This window comes from Rhodobacter aestuarii (assembly GCF_900156655.1).
GTDB lineage: Bacteria > Pseudomonadota > Alphaproteobacteria > Rhodobacterales > Rhodobacteraceae > Rhodobacter > Rhodobacter aestuarii.
In genome coordinates this window covers 51604-71548 of the sequence record NZ_FTOG01000014.1, presented here as the reverse complement: position 1 = coordinate 71548, position 19945 = coordinate 51604, and the positions used below count along the sequence as shown (strand labels likewise).

The window sequence follows — 19945 nt, the reverse complement described above, 5'->3', positions numbered from 1 at the left end:
GTTGTGTAAATGGTACCCGCCTGGAAGATCAAACGCGAACTGACCCGCATCAAAGACCAGATCCTGCATCTGCCGCAAACCTTGTCCAGCCTGCCTGGGCGGATGCGAGAGTCACAAAAACGCGCCGACTATTTGCGAGACTTCGACAAGTTGACACGACGCTCCCAAGGCACTCAGCCCTTGGCAGACCGTGTCGCCATCTTTTTGCTATACCAGCCTAAGGGCATCGCCCGATCTGCGCTTGCCACATGCGACTGGCTCCGCGCGCAGGGCTATGCCCCGTTTCTTGTCTTGAACTGCGCGATCACTAACGAAGATCGCGCCCTGCTTTTGGAAAACTGCTGGAGCCTGCTGGAGCGGCCAAATTTCGGCTATGATTTTGGCGGCTATCAAGATGCCATCCGGCTCTTAAACCGTGATGGCGTCACCCCAGAGAAACTGATCGTGATGAATGACAGCGTCTGGATGCCGATGCGCCCGGGCCTGCTAGGGCAGCTTGAAGCAAATTTTGCAGACGCAGATATCTGCGGACTTTTGCAGGATGAAAAGGTCATTCACGACACTAGCGGCGGCCATGCGAGCGCTTTCTCGCATCTCGAATCCTATTTCTACCTGATCCGTCGCAGCGCATGGCAACACCCGGAATTTCAAGCGTTCTGGGACAATTACAAGATGACTGACTACAAGCCGAAAACGATCAAGAACGGCGAAATTCGGTTCTCTCGCGCGATGGCTGCGGCCGGTCTCAAACTTACGGCTCTTTCCCGCCGGGAAGTCTTTTTGCAAGAAATCCAAAAGAAGGATGATGCTTTCCTCAGGAATACGCTGAAGTATGCAGCTTATGCCGATGCAGATATCATCCGACGCGCGAAGCACATCGCCGCATTAGATGCGGCACATCCGGAATGGCGCGAAAAGGTGCTTGACCACATTCGCCGCGCGGTGAACCGCAAACGGTTCAATGCCAGTTTTCCTTATGCCAACGAACAGATTTTTGGCACACACTTCCTGAAGAAAAGCAGCGAACCCATCTGGAGCGCGATGCGCTCCGCTTATCTGCGCGCCTTGAACGAAGGGATGGTCAGCGCACCGCCGCCCGCCATCGCGGATGAGATTCTCGCATTGCAGACCAAAGACCAGCCGCCAAAAGCGCCGGCTTTGACCAAGCTTGCGCGCCGAGGGGCTGCCAACACACTGTGACCGAGAAAGCGATTTAAAGGCGGTGGCGAGGGACTTACGCCGCCGCCCCACCCCAAATTCCGCATGTCTCGCGGAAATATCGGATACAAGCCCGGTTCGCTTCGATCCGGTTGTGGCCTTGGTAGACAAAGTTGCGCAAAGCTGCGCCCTTTACCTCATTGGAATTGCCTTTTGAGCGCACCTTGTCCTCAAGGTTCAACCAGATCGGCACGCCTTTGCGCTCCAAACAGCCCGACAACCAGACATCGTCAACGGTCCACAACACATCTGGGATGTCATAGGCAAACGCATCGAAGAACTCTGGCCGAACCAAGACACCGCCCCAGCCCTCAAGAATATCGACATATCCCGCAGACACCGCCTTTGAAGGCTTCCACCGCCCGAACGAGGCCGCACGCCGCAAGCGATACCCAAGGTTTTTCTCGCGGAACTTTGCTTGTGGGTCGCGGTTTGAAACCCAGCCATCCCCAGCGTAATGCGGCATCGCAAGATGCCCGGCTTCTTCGCAAATCGCATGATCAGGGCGCATCCGCGCCGCATCAACAAAGCGCTGCGCCCAGCCGCGGTCATAGACTTTGTCATCATCGCAAAACAGGATCATCGCATCCTGATCGCGGTATTCCTGCACTGCGGGCAAAACCTTGGTGGCGGGGCCGTAGTCTTGCTCGACCAACCGCAGGTTCACCCCCTCGGGCAGACGAGGAAGATCGCTTGGCGCATAGGAAAACCGCCGATAGCTGCGCGGAACATAGAGATTGATCGCATCAATCTGCGCACTTTGGCCCAACAGCGCCGAAAGGTTCTCCGCAACATAGGGAAAACGCGGCGGCACCGTGGTGAGAGAAAGGACGAGTCGGCTCAACAGCCCCCCCTTTTGTTAAACTGTGCCGCCATATCTGGCCCAGTATTCTGCCATCCATGGCACCTGCCCCCGGCCATAATGCGGGAAGCGGTCCCAATTGCCTTTGGGCGGATGGATCAGGTCAATCGGGCGCGGCTTGCCATGGAAGCAAAGCACTTTCAACGATGGGTGAGGCTTGGCGGGCCCCATCAAACGGTCAACAAGCAAAGGCCGCCGCAAATGATATTTGTAACTCTTGATCCAATCCTGCGGCCAATACCCGATCTGGGGCACTTCGCCATGCAGGTATCGCTGCTCGATCCCGTATTTCGAAATGTAATGTTCACGGTCGGCGCGCAGCCAATCTACAAGCCAGCCCATTTTTCCGAGATCAAAGGCAAAAATCGACGACATCGTTTGCGGTGGCGCATCGCGATAGCGCCAAGGCGCAGAATCGATCGCAACCAACCCTGTTCCGTATTCAAAGAACTGGTCAAGCTCACCCCAGATAACCATGTCGAGGTCGATGAACAGGGCGCGCCCCTTAAGCCCATAAAGATCTTCGCAAAACACGCTGATCTTCGGCCAAGCGCCGCCGCGCCAATGATCCGGCGCGAGCCCGATCTCTGGAATGGGAAAAACCTCAATGTCCGCCACCAAGCCAGCGGCATCATCGGTCAGACAGACAAACCGAAACGGCCCGGTCAGATTGGCTCGGCAAGCATTGTAGAGAACATTCACATATTCCGGCCCGTACAACGTGCCCCATTTCATGCATAGAACAACACGTTCCACGGGGTTCTCCTACTTCCCTTGACTGGCCGTGGCATATATCCATTCCCCCCATCAGGCAAGCCAACGCCTGTCCTGAAGCCCGTAAGGAGACCGGCGGCCCATGACCAGATCCATCCTCTTCGTCACTGGCACCCGCGCCGATTTTGGCAAGCTTGAGCCGCTGGCCATTGCGGCCCGCGACGCCGGGTTTAACGTATCTTTCTTCGTCACCGGGATGCACATGCTCGACCTTTACGGGCTGACAAAGATCGAGGTGCGTCGTGTAACGGGCGTCGCCGTGCACGAATTTCTCAATCAGCGCATCGGCGATCCGCAAGATACGGTGCTGGCAAAAACCGTTGCAGGTTTTTCCGATTTCGTGGTCGAGCACCGCCCCGATCTGGTGGTGATCCACGGTGACCGGGTCGAGGCTTTGGCCTGCGCCTTGGTCTGTGCAATGAATTATGTCCGCTCCGCCCATATCGAGGGCGGTGAGGTCTCTGGCACGATTGATGAGATGTTCCGCCACTGCAACACCAAGCTGTCCACGCATCATTTTGTGTCCTCGGAAGAGGCGAAACGGCGCGTGATGGTGCTGGGCGAGCCCGATGCCAATGTGCATGTAATCGGCTCGCCGGAATTGGATTTCCACGCCGGGCCTTCGGGAGTGACGCTGGATGAGGTCCGCGCCCGCTACCAAATCCCGTTTGAGGAGTTTGGCATTGCCACCTTCCACCCGGTGACCTCAGAGGTCGGCACAATGGGCGCGCAAGCGCAGGGGTTGTTTGGCGCGATGGAAGCCAGCGGGCGCAATTTTGTGGTGATCGCTCCAAACAATGACCCAGGGTCAGAGGCGATCTTTGCGACGTTGGAAAAACTGCCGCGCGAGCGGTTTCGGCTCTTGCCCTCCATGCGGTTTGCGCATTTTTCTGAACTAATGAAACATGCTGCCTGCATGGTCGGAAATTCATCGGCGGGCGTGCGCGAGGCCCCGTTTTTGGGCTTGCCCTCGCTTGATGTTGGCACACGACAAACCAACCGAGCCGAGGCGCCCTCGATCTTCAAAGCCCCTGCGCAAGACAGCGCGGCCATTGCCAATTTCTTGGCGCAGGAATGGGGCAAACGCTATCCGCGCCACACTGCCTTTGGCAGCGGGCGGGCGGCAGAATTGTTCATCGAAACGCTGAACGACGTCGCCTTTTGGGAAAGTGGGCTGCAAAAAACCTTTGCTGATCATGACTAAGGATGCGGTGATCCGCGCCGCTTATCAGGCGGCAGGCTGGGCATTGGCTCCGCTTGCGCCCGTGGTGCTGAAGCGCCGTTTGGCCAAGGGGCGTGAACTGCCAGACCGTTGGCGTGAAAAGCTGGGCCATGCGACCCTGCCCCGGCCCAAAGGGCGGCTCGTCTGGCTTCACGCGGTGGGCCTTGGCGAAACCATGGCGTTGCGTGGGCTGATTAAGGCACTGGCACAGCAAGCGCCCGATCTGGAATTTCTGATCACCTCCGGCACACGAGGTTCGGCCGAGGTGATCGCGCGCGACATGCCGCCAAATGCCCGCCACCAGTTCCTGCCGCTTGACAGCCCACCGTTTTTGAACCGGTTCTTGCACCATTGGCAGCCCGATCTGGCAATTTGGTCCGAGCAAGACATTTGGCCCGGCGCGATTTTTGCCACGCAAACGCATGGCATTCCGCAAGCGCTGGTCAATGCCCGGATGGCGAAACGCAGCTATGAAGGTCGTGCGCGACTGGGTTCGCTTTATCGTGCCGCCTTTGCCTGCCTGCGGGTGATTGATGCGCAAGACCCGACAACGGCGCAGTATCTCTCCAAGCTGGGCGCGCAAGGCGTGTCGGTTTCTGGCTCGCTCAAACCCGCCGCGCCACCGCTTGGAACGGATCCGGCAGAATTTTCCAAGCTCAAAGCCGCGCTGGCGGGGCGGCGCGTTTGGGTCGCGGCCTCATCGCATGCGGGCGATCAGGCAGAGGCGCTGGCCGCGCTTGAAGCGACCTCAGACAGTTTGCTGATCATCGCGCCGCGCTTCCTCAACCGCGCCGATGCCATTGCCGCCGATCTGCGCGCCCGAAACCTTCCATTCGCGCGCCGCTCGGCGGACGAAGTTCCCGGCCCCGAAACCCGCGTTTGGCTTGCCGATACATTGGGCGAAATGGGGCTTTGGTATCGTTTGGCCGATTGGGCGCTTGTGGGCGGTGGGTTTGATGCGATAGGCGGGCATAACCCGTGGGAAGCCGTGAATCTTGGCTGCCCGGTGCTGCATGGCCCAGATACGGCGAATTTCGTCACCGATTACGCCGCGCTGGAGGCCATAGGCGCCGCCCGGCAGGTCGCCCCCGGCACGCTGGCCAGCGCCCTGCCCGCCCCAAGCGAGGCCGCCGAGATGGCGACTAAGGCGAAAGCGCTGGTGCAAGACGCCCAACAAAAGGTGCAGACCCTTGCCGCCCGCCTTCTGGCCCTGATGGAGGCCCAATCATGCCGCTGAAGTTGCGCCTGTTCCTTGGCCTATGGTCCGCAGTTTGGACGCTCGGCCTGCCGCTGATCTTGGCCTATCTCTTTCGGCGCGCGCGCAAAGATACGCTTTATAGCGGTCATCTGGCCGAGCGTTTCGGGCGTTATGCCACCTGCGCCCAAAGCACGGTCTGGATCCATGCTGTTTCGCTTGGCGAGTTCCGCTCTGCCGTACCCCTTGCCCGCGCGTTTTTGGAGCGCGGCGAAACCGTCGTGATCACCTGTTTCACCCCCGCCGGGCGGCGCGAGGCGGAAAAGGTCTTCGCGCCCGAGCGCGCCGAAGGCCACGTGCATGTGGTTTGGGTGCCGCTGGAAACCGCTTGGGCCTATCGCGGTTTCTTCCGCGCCTTCGCGCCCAAATTCGGGTTGGTGATGGAAATTGAGATCTGGCCGCGCATGGTCTTTGCAGCGCGGGCGGCGGGCGTGCCCTTGTTCATGTGCAATGCGCAATACCCGACCAAGGCGATTGCGCGTGACAACGGCGGTTTGCGGCTGCGCCAAGCGGTGATGCGCGGCTTTGCGGGGGCTTTTGTGAAATCACAATTGCAGGCAGATCGCTTCGCCGCTGTGGGGGTGCAAAATATCGCCATCACGGGCGAATTGCGGTTCGAACAGCCGATCCCGCCGGCACTCCTAGAGGCTGCCGCGGTAGCGCGCCCCGCGCTTGGCTTGGCTGAGCGGCGCGTGATCGCCTTTGCCTCCACCGTCGAGGGTGAGGATGAGACTTATCTGAGCGCGATGCGCAGCCTAAGCCAAGGCGCAGACAAACCCTTCTTCATCTATGTGCCGCGCAAGCCGGAGCGGTTTGGCGATTGCGGCGCGCTGTTGGAAGCGGCCGGGTTTAGCGTCGCGCGCCGCTCTACCGCTTTGCCAAAGGTGCTGGATGGCCACGCCCAATTCACCGCCCCCACGCCGCTGCCCGATGTGCTTTCAGGCGACAGTCTGGGGGAGATGTATTTCTACCTCGCACTCGCTGATGCGGTGGTGGTGGGCGGCGGCTTTACCCCGAAAGGCGCGCATAACATCATCGAACCCTTGGCGCTGAAAAAGCCGGTGCTGACCGGGCCCGAGATTTGGACAATCGAATATCCTTTCGTCGAAGCCGAGGCGGCAGGCGTGGCGCGGCGGGTGAAGGACGCGGCAGAACTGGCAAAAGCTCTTGCAGGCCCAGATCAACCAACGCCTGCGCAGATTGAACGCTTCTTCGCAGATCATGCAGGCGGGGTGGACCGGTTCTTTGCAGCGCTGCCGGGCGTGCTGGCGAACGCCCGGCGCTGATCAGCCCATATCTTGGTCGATATCGCCCTGAAAGGCGCGCTTACCCCAAGCCTCGGCCACCAAATGATCGGTCGGCAGGCATTGGCGCAGGAGCGGTGCTTGCGGGCTGATTTTCGCTTCCGGCCCGTCGGTCACCAGCTTCAAAAAATCCCCCATCGCGCCAAGGAACATATCATTGCGCTCAAACGGGTAATCACGCGTCTCAACCCCTTCGGAGGTGATGTAGCTCACCGACGGTTTGAGGAAGTCGATCTCGACATTGCGCGAAATACCGCGCAGCCGCGCGCGGCGAATGAAAACGGGCGAGAGGTAATCCATACTCACGCTGCCAACCGGGCCACCCGGCGCGGCCAGTTGCAAGGTGGTGGCAAAATCCACACCCGGAAACTCTGCATGGCCAAGGCTGTCCACCGCTTGCAAGGCTAGGCCGGGGAACAGGGTCTGCGCGATATCGACCTCATGCGAAAGATCCAAAAGCACCCCACCGCCCTCGGGCTGGGCAGCGTAACTATCGTCGAACCGCCAATTGGGCCGCCATTGCCGCACATCATGGCCTATCTCAAAGGCAAAGGCGTAGATGTCGCTCAGGTCTTCTTGCCCAAGCGCCACCAGCGCCGGGTGATAGCGCATCATGAAGCCAACCATTGAGCACTCTGCCACAGGGGCAGCCGCCGCATGAATCGCGGCGAGTTCCTCTAGGCTCCATGTCAGCGGCTTTTCCACATAGAAAGGCAGCCCCATCTGCGCGCAAAGCGCGATCAACGGCAAGCGGATTTGCGTGGCGGTGGCAATCACCACCGCATCCAAATCTGTGCGCGCAGCAAAGGCGGTGGCGTCAAACTCCCGCCAACCGATATGCGAGACCTTGGCCCCAAGCGCGTCCAAATTCCCCGCATGACGCCGCCCAATCGAGCCTGCGCCAATCACCGCCACATGCGGGCTTACCATGCAGAAAACCCGCCATCGACATTGAGCAATTGCCCCGTGACATAGCCCGATTGGGCCGAGCACAAGAACAACATCGCATCAGCGATTTCATCAGGCTGGGCCATCCGGCCCGCCATGATCAACTCGCCCACGCGGCGCTGGAATTCTTCGGAATGACCGTTGAAGACCGCGCCCGGCGCGATCGTGTTCACCGTGGCCTTACGCGGCGCCCAATAGCCCGCCAGCCACACTGTCAGCCCATGAATGCCCGCCTTGGTGATGCCGTAAGCCGAGAAGTTCTTGAACGGCATCCCGTCATAAATCGGGTGATGCGCGCCGTTGAGCGCATACATCGAGGCGACATTGATCAGCGTCGCCGGGTAGCGGCCTACAATATCGCGGTCCATCTGCCGCGCGACCATGAAAGCCCCGGTCAGGTTGGTGTGCAAAGTGCGTTCAAAATCGGCTACCGTCGTATCGGCAAAATCGGGGAAGCTTTTGCCCGCGCCCATCAGCATCTCGCCGGTGATCGCAGCATTGTTGAGCACGACATTCGGCTCCCACCCGTCTTTCATCACGCGTTGAAAAATCTCGGTGACCTGATCTTCTTCGCCCACATCCAGCTCATAAAAGCGGAAGTTCTCATTGCCTTCATGCGCGGCTTGCAAAGCCTCGGCCCGGTGGCCCGGCAGGTCGGTCGCCACAACGCGCGCGCCTTCGGCCAGCATGCGGCGCACGTAGGTGGAGCCCAGAACCCCGCCCGAGCCAGTGATAAAGATGGTGCGGTCTTGCAGGGTCATTGCGTGGCCTCCGGGCTATGACGCTCTGCCATGAGCATCTCGACAAGTTTGAAATCAAGCGGGCTATCAATATCCAAGCAACGCTCAGCGGGCATCTCAAAGGGGATCACCCTGCCCTCGTAAATCGTTTTCGCGCGGCGCAGATAGTCGGGATCAAGCACATAGGTCGAAGCTGCGTGCTCCCAAACCTTCGGCGCAGTTTGGCGCGACCAAACCCCCCCGGGCAGTGGCTTCGAGACATGCAGCGCCCCGGCTTCATCGGCCTCAACAAGGTTGAAATAGGGGTTCTTGCGCGCCTCGCAGACGCTCATCACCATGTCGGGCTTTTGTGACTGAAAAAGCGCGATGGCATTGGTGAGATCCTCTGCCAGCCGCAGGGGCGCGGTGCAATCTAGGTCCACAAAAGCGGTCACGGGCTGGCCAAGCTTTTCTTGCGCCGCCTCCAGCGCATGCTGCCACACGCCCCATTTGGGCGCGCTATCGGTCGCCAGATGCGCAGGCCGCAAGCCGATATCCAGCGCGCCCTTGGCCACCGCATGGTCATAAATCCGCTCATCATCGGTCGAAACCACGACCGCGCCGATCTGATCGCTTTCAAACAGCAAATCCAAAGACCAGTCGATCAAGGGCTTGCCTGCGATCATGCGGAAGTTTTTGCCGGGCACACCTTTGGAGCCTTTGCGCGCCCCGATATGGCCAAGGATCATCTTGGCATCTCCTCTGCTCTGGCCAAGGCCCACAAGCCCCAGCGCTTGCCCCGTTATAAGCTTGCGGACAATGGGACGGAAGGGGCCAACAACGCCCCAAAAGCGCTGCGGAACACCACGCTAAAACGAAAAAGGGCGCCCAAAGGCGCCCTTTCCAAAACCACGCTGGGTCAACAGGCTTAGAAGCCCAGACCGGCGTATTTGTTTTTGAATTTCGACACGCGGCCACCGGTGTCCATCAGTTTGGCCGAACCACCGGTCCAGGCCGGGTGCGCCAGCGGGTCGATGTCGAGCGACATCACATCGCCTTCTTTGCCCCAGGTCGATTTGGTCTGGTATTCGGTGCCATCGGTCATTTTGACGGTGATGAAGTGGTAATCGGGATGGGTATCGGCTTTCATCGAACCACTCCTTACTCGGCTTTGGGTTTGTAGTTGGTGACTTCGGCGATACGGGCCGATTTGCCGCGACGCGAGCGCAGGTAGTAGAGTTTCGCGCGACGCACACGACCACGACGCACCACGGTGATGCTGTCGATGTTGGTCGAGTAGAGCGGGAACACACGTTCCACGCCTTCGCCGAACGAGATTTTGCGCACGGTGAACGAAGCCGCGATGGTCGCGCCGCCTTTGCGGGCGATGCAGACGCCTTCATACATCTGCACACGCGAACGGGTGCCTTCGGTCACCTTGTAGCCAACGCGCACGGTGTCGCCAGCTTTGAAATCGGGAATGTCTTTGCCGAGGGCGGCGATTTGTTCCGCCTCGAGTTGCGCGATCAGGTTCATCGCAGGTCCTTTCGTTGCTTGCGGTTTGTTCCGCAAAGGTGTCGCCGCCCGAGAGCTCCGGTCTTCGCTTGGGTCCGCAACTGCTGTGCAGCGCGCCCGCCGGAGGATCGTTCGTCTTTTGCCAACCTTTGCTTTGCACCCCACGCAACCCCCGAAGCAGGGGGCCACAGGCACAGACAAAGGGTCCGGGGACCGATTCAGGCCCAGACCCGCGCGAGTTACGCGAGAACGGGCTGTGAATCAAGGGGGAAGTGGGCTTTGCGCGTAATGCGAAGAAACGGGGCGCCGCGCCTTAAACCCGGCCCCACGTCACGCGCGGGGCCGGGTCCTTACATCAATTGCAGTTACCGTAACCAACCCGGTAGCAATAGGCCGGACCTCCGTTTGACGGTTTGCAAGCAGACATCCCGTCGGTGCAGACGAGCCCAGCGGTGCAGGTTGCGTAGCCCAACCGATAGCACCCCCCGGGACCATAGCTGCCGGGCGCACAGTAATTTAGGCCCGACGAGCAACTTGACTGCGCCAAACGCAGGGGCTGCGTGCCCTCTGCCCAAGCGCCAGTTCCAACAACAGCAATCGTCAACGCAACAAGAGGCATTTTGATATTCAGCATTTCAATCTCCCCCCAAATACGCGGGCTTTGGACGCCTGCGTTTCAGATGGGCCGCCAGCAGCCCACAAAAAGTGTGAACCTCTTGTGACAATTCCAAAGTGACGCGCGTCACTTTTTGTCGCGGTGCTTTCGAGGGCGGAACGGGGTGAAAAAATCAGCCCCGCCTTTCGGTTACCGAAGACATTCTCGCTACGGGCGAAAGTGCTCCTCAGTTTTCACCGCCGCCAAATTGCGGCACGATGCGTAAAACCAAAAATGCGGCTTAGCCCTTTGGCGCGTCGCAAAAGCGCTCCCACAAATCCGGGCGCCGCTCTCGCGTCAGTGCCTCGCTCATTTCCCGCCGCCACTGCGCAATCTTTTTGTGATTGCCCGAGGTCAGCACCTCGGGGATCGTGCGGCCCTGCCACTCGGCCGGGCGGGTGTATTGCGGGTGCTCCAAAAGCCCGTTCGAATGGCTTTCCTCGGTCGCGCTTTCGGCATTGCCCAGCACGCCGTCGCGCAGCCGCACCGTGGCATCAATCACCACCTGCGCGGCCAACTCCCCGCCCGTGAGGACAAAATCGCCAATCGAGACTTCTTCAACGCCGTAAGCCTCTAGCACCCGCTCATCTACGCCCTCAAACCGACCACATAGAATGGTCATGCCCTGCGCGGCGGCAAAGCGGCGGGCATCGGCTTGGGTGAAGGGTTTGCCACGCGGCGACATATAGACCACGGGCCAATCTTCACGGCTTGCAGGCGCACCAAGCGCGGCCTCATCCAGGGCCGCAGCCACCACATCGGCGCGCAGCACCATGCCCGCGCCGCCCCCGGCGGGGGTGTCATCGACATTGCGGTGCTTGCCAATGCCAAAGGGGCGCAGGTCAATCGTCTCAAGCGCCCAAAGGCCATTATCGAGCGCCTTGCCCGTTAGGCTGAGCCCCAAGACACCGGGGAAAGATTCCGGAAAGAGCGTCACGATTTTGGCGCGCCATGCGGCGGCGGCTTGGGCCGTTTCTTCCATCAAATCGCTCGGACGCAGCTTGCCCGAGAGCGATGTGATAACAGAGCGCGCCCCATGCGAGCGCAGCGGCCCCGCCGCATGTGCCGCCTCTGGCACGGCCTCGGCTTGCAAAGCAAAGGTCGAAAGCTTCACCGCCCCTTTGCGCGGGGGGGGGGTGTCGTCAGTGTCTTGCGGATCATCGGGCGTGCTCATGGCACCTCCTCATCGGGATAGGCTTCTTGCATCCCGGCTTGAAACAGCACCGCGCGTTTGGCGGCAGTTCGTTCTTCACGCGCCAAGCCAGAGCGGTTGAGCGCAATAAACCGTTCGCTCACCGCCATCGGCGGGGCGACATTGTTGCGCTCTACCGTAACAAATTGATCTTGAATGTGATTCGGAAGATTCAGAAAATCCACGAACGGCTGCCCCGCACCAAAGCGCATCGCGTTGAAGCTGGCCACATCATGGGTAACGAGCGCGACATCGGGCAAACCCGCGCGGATCTCCGCCAATTGCGCCTCAAGCGAAACCGGCGCCATCGCGGCGCGAAAATCGTCCAAATCTCGGGTAAAGGGTTTGCCGGTGGTTTTGCGCGCCTGATGCGCCCAAATACTCTCCACCCAACCCGTCCGCTCACGGGTGGAAAGGTAAAGCGTCACCTCCACCGGCCAACCAAGCCCGGCAAAGCCATCAATCAACGCCGAAAGAATGTTCACCGCGCCGGGGTAGGCCGTATCGCGCAAGCCAAGCGGCATTCGCCCCAGCAGGTTTTCCGCGCTGATCAGCATACGCCGATTGGGATTGAGCGGCATATCCGCCAAAAACGCCCGCATCGCCCGCGTGATCTCACGCAACTCAAAGGCGCCCAGCGTCTCGGCATAGTCAAAACAGGCTTGCGAAACGTCGCGGATGCGCTTGGGCAGCACCAGCGCTGCGCGCGGCCAAATCAGTTCCCGGTTTTCGTGCAAAAAGGCCTGCGCAGAGGTCGTTCCGGTCTTGTGAAAGCCCGGATGCAGAAAGACCTGCATCACTCCACATCCTCGGGCGGGTCGGCAATGATCTTGCCCGCAGCAATATCCACCGTGGGCACCACGGCGCGCGTAAAGGGCAGCATCAGCGTGGTTTTGCGCCCGGGCGCATAGATTTCCAAAATATCGCCCGCGCCGAAGTTTTGCACGGCCCGCACTTTGCCAATCGCCACCCCGCCGGTGTCATAGACCGCAAGGCCGATCAGGTCGGTGTGGTAAAATTCATCATCGGGAAGCGAGGGCAACCGATCCCGGTCCGCCCAAAGGGTCACGCCTTTCAGCGCATCGCCCTCTTCCTTCGTGGCCACACCCGACAGGCGCGCGCCAAGCCCCCCCGTCACCGGACGGGTCAGCTTAATGGTGAAACTGCGCGCTCCATCCTCGCTGTAAAGCGCACCGTAAGCGGCAATATCTTCCGGCTCGGTGCAAAAGCTTTTCAGCCGCACCTCACCACGGACCCCAAAGGCCCCGGCAATAGCGCCCACGCAGACACGATCCGGTTTCGACATAGCCCCTCCGCAAGCATAGGCCGGACATCGCTGCCCGGCCTCCAGTTCATAGCGAAATCAGGTTCGAAGCGAACCTTATTCCTCGGCCGGCGCAGCAGCTTTCGCGGCTTTTTCTTCAGCGCGTTGTTGCGCTTTTTTGCCCGGCTCGGCTTTTTTCATGTTTTTGCGCTCGGTTTTTTCTTTGGCGCCAGCGGCTTCCAAGAAACGGGCAACGCGGTCGGTCGGTTGCGCGCCTTGGCCAAGCCAGTATTGCACGCGCTCCATGTCCATTTTCACGCGCTCTTCGCTGTCTTTCGGCAGCAGCGGGTTGTAGGTGCCCAGTTTTTCGATGAAGCGGCCGTCACGCGGCATGCGCGAGTCGGAAGCAACGATCGCGTAATGGGGGCGCTTTTTCGAGCCGCCACGGGCGAGACGGATTTTCATAGCCATGGTGTATCTCCTTCAGATGGCTGGGTGAGGGCCTGCGGTGGCCGTCATTTCTGGAATGTCTCGTGATGCCGGATCACTTCCGAGATCACGAAGGTGAGGAATTTGCGGGCAAAAGCCGGATCAAGATCCGCGTCTTTGGCCAGTTGTTGCAGACGTTCGATCTGCTTGGATTCGCGCGCCGGGTCAGACGGCGGCAGCGCATGTTCGGCTTTCAGTTTGCCCACCGCTTGGGTTTGCTTGAACCGCTCGGCCAGCGTGTAGACAAGGATCGCGTCGAGCCGGTCAATCGAATTGCGGTGCTCGGCCAAAAGCGCGGCCGCGCGGGTGATATCATCGCTCATGCGAGATCCTCCGGTTTCGGATGGCGGTAGACGCGGGCTTCCTTTTCGCCCGGAAACGGCTTGGCATTCGGGTCATACACAGCCCCCAGCCGTTCCGCCAAAGCGATGGAACGGGCATTCTCGGGCGCGATATAGCTCACCGCCGTTTTCCATTTGAGCGTGCGATAGGCATGGTTTATGGCGGCGCGCGCGGCTTCGGCCATCAGGCCCCGCCCCTCATGCCGTTCGCTCCAGCAGGTCCAGCCAATTTCATATTCGGGCCAGTTGATCGGCGCCCAAGGGCCCGTCATGCCCAAGGCAGCATCGCTGTCTTTCGTCGTGATGACAAAGCTGCCCCAGCCGCGCATCACCCAATGGCCGATCACCGCCGCCCAAGCCCGCCATGCGATGGCCTCGTCCACAGTGTCAGTGGAGCGGATGAACCGGCCCCGGTCGGACAGCATGAAGTCACACCACGCCGGAAAGTCGCGCGCCGCAGGGGCACGCAACACGAGACGTTCCGTCTCCAAAACCGGGGTGGGCGACAGCGCAACCATGTTACTTCTTCTTGCCCATGGTCAGACCAGCGAGACCCGGCGGCAGCTTCACACCGCCCAAATTGCCCATGCCGGGCATCGCGCCGGGCAGGCCCTTCATTTGGCCCATCGCCTTGGTGGCTTCTTCCATTTTCGCGGGATCAAGCTCGCCTTGCTCCGGCAGGCCACCGAATTTGCCCTGCATCGCGGCCATCGCTTGTTTCAGCATGCCGCCCTTCATCTTGCCGAGCTTTTTCATCGTATCGGCCATTTGCCGATGCATTTTCAAAAGCTTGTTCAGATCAGCCACATCCAAACCAGAGCCCGCAGCAATCCGACGTTTGCGGCTGGCTTGCAGCATTTCGGGCCGCGCACGCTCTTGCTTGGTCATCGAGTTGATCATCGCGATCTGGCGGCGGATGGTGCGGTCGTCAAAGCCCGCATCCTCGGCTTGTTTGGCCATTTTACCCATGCCGGGCATCATGCTCATCACGCCTTGCATACCGCCCATCTTGAGCATTTGCTCCAGCTGGGACTTCATGTCGTTCATGTTGAACAGGCCCTTTTGGAAGCGCTTGACCATGCGCTCCGCCTGTTCTTTTTCAAAGACTTCCTGTGCCCGTTCGACCAGCGCGACGATGTCGCCCATGCCAAGGATACGGCCCGCGATCCGCTCGGCCTCGAAGGTCTCAAGCGCATCCATCTTTTCGCCAAGACCCACAAAACGAATCGGCTTGCCGGTGGTCGCGCGCATCGACAACGCCGCACCGCCACGGCCATCGCCATCCATCCGGGTCAGCACAACGCCGGAAACGCCGATCTTGTCGTCAAATTCTTGCGCCACTTCCACGGCGACTTGGCCAGTGAGGCCGTCAACGACCAGCAGCGTTTCGCGCGGGTTCACCGCATCGCGAACATCTTGCACCTCGCCCATCAACACATCGTCGATTTGCAGACGGCCCGCGGTATCGAGCAGATAAACGTCATAACCGCCAAGCGAGGCTTGTTGCTTCGCCCGTTTGGCAATTTGCACCGCGCTTTCGCCTGCCACGATCGGCAGCGTATCGACGCCAATCTGGGTGCCCAGAATCGCCAACTGCTCCATCGCCGCCGGGCGATAAATGTCGAGCGAGGCCATCAGAACGCGCTTTTTCTCGCGCTCTTTCAGACGCCGCGCCAGTTTCGCGGTGGTGGTGGTTTTACCGCCGCCTTGCAGACCGACCATCAAGATCGGCGCGGGCGGGTTGTCAATTTTCAGCGTATCGGCCGGATCGTCGCCCGCCAGCATGGCGACCAGTTCGTCATGCACAATCTTCACGACCTGCTGGCCGGGGCTGATCGATTTCGTAACCTGCGCGCCCGTGGCTTTGACTTCGACCTTTTTCACGAACTCGCGCACCACGGGCAGCGAGACGTCGGCCTCAAGCAAAGCGGTACGCACTTCGCGCATCGCCACTTTCACATCTTCAGCCGTCAGCGCGCCCTGTTTGGTCAGCCGCTCGAACACCCCACCAAGGCGATCGGAAAGAGACTCGAACATCGTGCCCTCCTGCGCCGCGGTTGCGGCCTAAAAAACGTCAAACGCACCAGTGGGCGCAACGCGCTGACTGGTGGCGATCCCCGCCCATGCGGGGACCGGAGGTTTCGTCCTCCGGGGAATCTGGTGTCGCTTAAGCGAAATGTGGGTTCGAGTCAATCACAGCCCCTGCGCTGTGGCAAAAGGAGGCCGGTTTGCCCGGGCGCGGCACTGCACCACCTTGCATTCAGGAACGAAATGCGAAATGTAGGGCCAAATACGTTCATAGGTGCACAAATGCGCTTCGAAAACTGGGATGAGATCCGCACTGCTTATCAGGTGGCGCGCGTGGGAACCGTTTCAGGGGCAGCCGAGGTTCTGGGCGTGCACCATGCCACGGTGATCCGCCATGTAGACGCGCTTGAGGGGCGTCTGGGCACCAAGCTCTTCCAACGCCATCCGCGCGGCTACACGCCGACAGAGGCCGGGAGCCAGCTTTTGGCCGTGGGCCAAGCGACCGAAGATCAGTTTTCGCAACTCGCGGCGCGCATCTCTGGCGCGGGCGAGGAAATGCGTGGCGAGCTGATCATCACCTCTTTGCCGGTGCTGGGTGGGCTCGTGATGCCCGCCATGGCAGACCTAATGCACCAACACCCGGCCTTGGTGCTGCGCTATATCACCGACCAACGGGTCTTCCGGCTCGAATATGGTGAAGCGCATGTGGCCATTCGCGCGGGCGCGCGCCCGACAGAGCCTGATAACGTCGTAAGCCAGTTGGGCATCAACCGCACCGCGCTTTATGCCTCGCACGCCTATCTGGAACGCTATGGCCGCCCAAAAGGGCTTGGTGATCTTTCGGGACATCGCTTCATTGGCCCCGATACGCGCGACAGCCGCGCGCCCTTCTTCCGCTGGCTTGCGCAAACGCAACCCACAGAATCCGTGGTGTTCATGGCAAACGAGATCGCGTCGCAGTTCACGGCTGTGGTGGCGGGTTTGGGGCTTGGCTTCTTGCCGGTGCTGCAAGCACAAGACGATCCGCGCTTGGTCGAAGTGGTGCCGCCGCAGCCCGAATGGGACAGCCCGTTTTGGCTGGTGACGCATGTGGACTTGCACCGCACCCCCAAAGTGCAAGCGGCGCTCAAAGCCTTGCGCGCCGCCGCTGGCAAGCTCGAGATTTAACTTTGCGCCTGTGACTGCCCCACCTGCGGCACGGGCTGCGGGCGGTTGGGATGCGGCTTGATATATTCGCGTATCGCCGCGAAGGCCCATTGAATGGCAAGCCCGCCAAAGATCAGCACGCTGTCTTGCGCAAAGCCGCCCGCCTCGTTTGAGACCTTCACCGCTTGGCCAAAGATCGCCAGCACCGTTCCCAGTGCAAACACCTGCAAACCTTGCTTGCCAAGGGTGCGAATGGGTTTGGTCCAGCGCGAAGCCGCGATCTGCGGCACCAGCCAAGGCAGCGACAGAATATAGGCCAGCCCCAAGAAATGCAGCAGGCGGGGCACGCCGACAAAAGTCTTGTCGGAGTTCACCAAGAAAAACGGCACCCCCCATTGGCGCAACTGCCACATCGCGTGGCCAACGTTCTTCAGCAGCACATCCATATGCACCCAAGCAAAGGCAAAGATCAGCCAAGCAAAAACCGGCCAGATCAGCCAATGCGTCACCGGCACCAGCCGCTTACCCTTGCGCAAGGCAAGCCCGGTCAAAATGCCAAGGCTGAACAAGAGCTGCCAAGCAAAGGGGTTGAAGAACCACCCGCCCTTATAGGGGAAGTTGGGCGGGTCGAGCCGGGTCAGCCCCGTAAGCACCCAAAACCCAACGGTAAAGGCGAAAAGCCCCCACATCGAGCGTTGTCCAAGCCGTATCAGGAACGGCGCGCCCAAAAGCATCACCGCATACATCGGCAAAATATTCACATAGCCAAGTTGATGGCCCAGCGTGGCGATACCCACCAAAAACTCAAGCGGCGTCTCCAACAGCGGGCCAAAGGCATTGCGCTCCAACATCGCCTCACCGCCAAACCAGAGCGTGGCACTGGCCGCAATGGCAATCGCCCAGACCGTGGTCAGGATATGCACCATATAGAGCAGCCATGCCCGGCCCCAAACCTTGCGAATGCCCGGCCAGTTGAGCCCGTCTTTCAGCTTTGGCCCATAGGCGAGCGCCGCCGCACAGCCCGACATAAAAACAAACGCCTCTGCCGCATCCGAAGGGCCAAGGTTGCGCGAAGTGAAATGCTCGTAAAAATTGCCCGGGATGTGGTTGATGTAAATCATCACCAAACTCAGCCCCCGGAAGAAATCCAGACGCGGGTCACGAGCCCCTGCCGGCAAACCGGCAGGCTGCGAAAACTTGGGGGCGTTAGCCATTCTGTGCGACACTTCCCTGAGAAATCTGGCCGGAGGCATCCGCCTCGGCGCGTTCGGCATCAAGCGCCCAACGATCGAGCACCGCATCATGCAGCGCCACAACGGCGGGCTTGGCATATTCGGCAGGCACCCCCATCAGCCGCGACCGCGAAGGCCGCGACGACCAGACAAGGATCAGCGGCGCCAACACCATCGGCACGCCGACGGGAAGCAGCCACAAGAACAGACCGGGGGCAAAGGTCCATGTCGCCATAAGCCCAATCAGGCCGATGGTCACAATCCAATGCGAAGCTGCGAAGCTGTCTTTCAGGCTCAGCGTGCCATCGCCGCGGTTGTTAGTGGGCCAGCCCCCATCCCGCCCCAACAGCACCTGCAACACCGAACGTGTAGAATACATCAACAAAACCGGTGCAGTAAGCGATGACAGCAGCAGTTCCGCGAAGGTGGAAGCAAAGGCAATGCCCGCGCCGCCAAACCGACGCGCCTCACCGCTCAGCGCAGCCCGAGCCGCAATCAAAATCTTCGGCAAAAGCAGCAGCCCGAAAATGCCAATCGCTAGCCCAATCGCCTTAGAGGCCGCCGAGGGCGGAAAATAGGGGATCGGCCAATCGGGAATCGGGAAGTAATCAGGCTTCGGCGCCAAAAGCGGGGCCGCGATCGACGCCAGAATGAAGCCAAGCCAAAACAGCGGCGCAATATAGGCCATGATCCCTTGGGCAAAGACAAAACGCGACCAAGGTTTCAGCCCCGGCGCGCCAATGATCCGGCCATGTTGCAAGTTGCCTTGGCACCAACGCCGGTCGCGCTTGGCGTGATCGACGATGTTTTCCGGGCCTTCCTCATAGCTGCCCCCCAGATCGTCGTCGAGCCGGACGATCCAACCCGCGCGCGCCAAAAGCGCGGCTTCCACGTAATCATGGCTGAGCACATGGCCACCAAAGGGCGGCTTGCCCTTCAGCGCGGGCAGGCCGCAGCTTTCGGCAAAAGCGCGCACACGGACAATCGCGTTATGGCCCCAAAATGGCCCGGTATCGCCCTGCATCATCGCAAGGCCACGCGCGAAGATCGGCGAAAAGAAGGAGGCCGAGAACTGCATCGCTCGACCAAACCGCGACCGCGCGCGAATGACTTTGGGCAGAGTTTGCAACAGCCCCAAGCGCGGCTCCGCCTCAATCCGGCGGATCATCTGCAAGATGGTGTGGCCTTCCATCAGGCTGTCGGCATCCAAGATCACCGCGTAATCATAGGCGGCGCCAGAGCGAGTGATGAAATCCTCGATGTTGCCCGCTTTTTTGCCCGTGTTTTGTTCACGGCGACGATAGAAGAACCGCCCGACCCCGTTCCGCTCTGCCACCAATTGCGCGAAAACCTGCTTTTCGCGCGCGGCGATCAGATCATTGCGGGTGTCAGACAAAATGGCAAAATGCACCTCAGCCGGGTCACCCGTGGCAGCAAGAGAGGCATCCATCGCCGCGATCCGCGCAAAGGTGACCAGCGGGTCTTCGTTGTAGACCGGCACCAAAACCACGGTGCGGCCCCGAATGGGGCCATGCGGATCATAGGCGGGCGGCCGGGCAGCAGAGGTCAGGCCGATCAGCGCCTGCACCGCCCCCCAAGCCAACCAAAGCGTCGAGATCAAGATCAACAGCGCCCGTGCAATATCGAGCGTATCGATCCCATCGGCCGCGCCAAACTGCAAAAACAGCACAAAAGCGCCGCCCCCAGCCACAAGGCTCAGGGTTAGCGCTAAGGCGCGCAGAGCATAGAGCCCCACGCGAGATATCAGGCGCGATGCCATC

The 19945-nt window shown here is 60.4% G+C and carries 21 protein-coding genes; 5 read left to right on the top strand and 16 right to left on the bottom strand.

From position 1 onward, the window contains the following. Positions 1 to 9 precede the first annotated feature (9 nt). On the top strand, positions 10 to 1200 hold the full coding sequence (locus tag BW967_RS16900) for a rhamnan synthesis F family protein (RefSeq protein ID WP_083952302.1): 1191 nt from the start codon (positions 10 to 12) through the stop codon (positions 1198 to 1200). A 34-nt stretch (positions 1201 to 1234) separates the two neighbouring features. Here the strand turns inward: BW967_RS16900 and BW967_RS16895 are convergent, their stop codons facing one another. Both BW967_RS16895 and BW967_RS16890 read right to left on the bottom strand, forming a co-directional pair. Next, on the bottom strand, positions 1235 to 2062 hold the full coding sequence (locus BW967_RS16895; protein WP_076486279.1) for a hypothetical protein: 828 nt from the start codon (positions 2060 to 2062) through the stop codon (positions 1235 to 1237). A 15-nt stretch (positions 2063 to 2077) separates the two neighbouring features. Next, complete coding sequence (locus BW967_RS16890) at positions 2078 to 2836, bottom strand: glycosyltransferase (protein WP_139327854.1); 759 nt, start codon at positions 2834 to 2836, stop codon at positions 2078 to 2080. Between the two features lie 100 nt (positions 2837 to 2936). On the opposite strand from BW967_RS16890, the gene neuC reads away from it, so the two are divergent. The 3 genes from neuC to BW967_RS16875 are packed head-to-tail and all read left to right on the top strand — an operon-like array spanning position 2937 to position 6617. Then, positions 2937 to 4058, top strand: a complete 1122-nt coding sequence (gene neuC, locus BW967_RS16885) for a UDP-N-acetylglucosamine 2-epimerase (RefSeq protein ID WP_076486277.1) — start codon at positions 2937 to 2939, stop codon at positions 4056 to 4058. Next, a complete protein-coding gene (locus tag BW967_RS16880; RefSeq protein ID WP_076486276.1) occupies positions 4051 to 5313 on the top strand; it encodes a 3-deoxy-D-manno-octulosonic acid transferase in 1263 nt (420 codons plus the stop codon). The genes neuC and BW967_RS16880 overlap by 8 nt, the downstream gene beginning before the upstream one ends. Then, positions 5304 to 6617 (top strand): 3-deoxy-D-manno-octulosonic acid transferase, encoded by a 1314-nt coding sequence (locus BW967_RS16875; RefSeq protein ID WP_076486275.1) that lies wholly within the window; start codon positions 5304 to 5306, stop codon positions 6615 to 6617. Before BW967_RS16880 ends, BW967_RS16875 begins: the two co-directional genes overlap by 10 nt. Here the strand turns inward: BW967_RS16875 and BW967_RS16870 are convergent, their stop codons facing one another. The 12 genes from BW967_RS16870 to ffh form a co-directional block, all read right to left on the bottom strand. After that, the gene (locus BW967_RS16870) at positions 6618 to 7565 is read right to left on the bottom strand and encodes a Gfo/Idh/MocA family protein (protein ID WP_076486274.1); all 948 of its coding nucleotides are present in this window, start codon (positions 7563 to 7565) and stop codon (positions 6618 to 6620) included. After that, complete coding sequence (locus tag BW967_RS16865) at positions 7559 to 8344, bottom strand: SDR family NAD(P)-dependent oxidoreductase (RefSeq protein ID WP_076486273.1); 786 nt, start codon at positions 8342 to 8344, stop codon at positions 7559 to 7561. The genes BW967_RS16870 and BW967_RS16865 overlap by 7 nt, the downstream gene beginning before the upstream one ends. Continuing rightward, a complete protein-coding gene (locus BW967_RS16860; protein WP_076486272.1) occupies positions 8341 to 9051 on the bottom strand; it encodes an acylneuraminate cytidylyltransferase family protein in 711 nt (236 codons plus the stop codon). The genes BW967_RS16865 and BW967_RS16860 overlap by 4 nt, the downstream gene beginning before the upstream one ends. Positions 9052 to 9230: 179 nt before the next feature. Continuing rightward, positions 9231 to 9452 (bottom strand): 50S ribosomal protein L31, encoded by a 222-nt coding sequence (gene rpmE / locus BW967_RS16855; RefSeq protein ID WP_076486271.1) that lies wholly within the window; start codon positions 9450 to 9452, stop codon positions 9231 to 9233. An 11-nt stretch (positions 9453 to 9463) separates the two neighbouring features. Next, positions 9464 to 9838, bottom strand: coding sequence for a 50S ribosomal protein L19 (gene rplS / locus BW967_RS16850; RefSeq protein WP_076486270.1), 375 nt, complete (start codon positions 9836 to 9838; stop codon positions 9464 to 9466). Positions 9839 to 10713: 875 nt separating this feature from the next. Continuing rightward, positions 10714 to 11454 carry a tRNA (guanosine(37)-N1)-methyltransferase TrmD gene (gene trmD, locus BW967_RS16845; RefSeq protein WP_076486291.1) on the bottom strand — a complete coding sequence of 247 codons (741 nt, stop codon included), beginning with the start codon at positions 11452 to 11454 and terminating at the stop codon, positions 10714 to 10716. A gap of 188 nt (positions 11455 to 11642) precedes the next feature. After that, positions 11643 to 12461, bottom strand: a complete 819-nt coding sequence (locus BW967_RS16840) for a hypothetical protein (RefSeq protein ID WP_076486269.1) — start codon at positions 12459 to 12461, stop codon at positions 11643 to 11645. Further along, positions 12461 to 12970: a ribosome maturation factor RimM gene (gene rimM / locus BW967_RS16835; protein WP_076486268.1), complete on the bottom strand. Its 510-nt coding sequence runs from the start codon at positions 12968 to 12970 to the stop codon at positions 12461 to 12463. The genes BW967_RS16840 and rimM overlap by 1 nt, the downstream gene beginning before the upstream one ends. 75 nt (positions 12971 to 13045) lie before the next feature. Next, a complete protein-coding gene (gene rpsP / locus BW967_RS16830) occupies positions 13046 to 13399 on the bottom strand; it encodes a 30S ribosomal protein S16 (RefSeq protein WP_076486267.1) in 354 nt (117 codons plus the stop codon). 44 nt (positions 13400 to 13443) lie between these two features. Next, a complete protein-coding gene (locus BW967_RS16825; RefSeq protein ID WP_076486266.1) occupies positions 13444 to 13740 on the bottom strand; it encodes a chorismate mutase in 297 nt (98 codons plus the stop codon). Then, the gene (locus tag BW967_RS16820; RefSeq protein WP_076486265.1) at positions 13737 to 14276 is read right to left on the bottom strand and encodes a GNAT family N-acetyltransferase; all 540 of its coding nucleotides are present in this window, start codon (positions 14274 to 14276) and stop codon (positions 13737 to 13739) included. The genes BW967_RS16825 and BW967_RS16820 overlap by 4 nt, the downstream gene beginning before the upstream one ends. Position 14277: 1 nt before the next feature. Beyond that, positions 14278 to 15795 carry a signal recognition particle protein gene (ffh, locus tag BW967_RS16815; RefSeq protein WP_076486264.1) on the bottom strand — a complete coding sequence of 506 codons (1518 nt, stop codon included), beginning with the start codon at positions 15793 to 15795 and terminating at the stop codon, positions 14278 to 14280. Between the two features lie 273 nt (positions 15796 to 16068). On the opposite strand from ffh, the gene BW967_RS16810 reads away from it, so the two are divergent. Next, entirely contained in the window at positions 16069 to 16953 is an 885-nt protein-coding gene (locus tag BW967_RS16810; RefSeq protein ID WP_076486263.1) for a LysR family transcriptional regulator, read from the top strand. Here the strand turns inward: BW967_RS16810 and BW967_RS16805 are convergent. Then, on the bottom strand, positions 16950 to 18146 hold the full coding sequence (locus BW967_RS16805) for an OpgC family protein (RefSeq protein WP_076486262.1): 1197 nt from the start codon (positions 18144 to 18146) through the stop codon (positions 16950 to 16952). The genes BW967_RS16810 and BW967_RS16805 overlap by 4 nt on opposite strands. Then, positions 18139 to 19944, bottom strand: a complete 1806-nt coding sequence (gene mdoH / locus BW967_RS16800; RefSeq protein WP_076486261.1) for a glucans biosynthesis glucosyltransferase MdoH — start codon at positions 19942 to 19944, stop codon at positions 18139 to 18141. Before mdoH ends, BW967_RS16805 begins: the two co-directional genes overlap by 8 nt. Between the last annotated feature and the right edge of the window lies 1 nt (position 19945).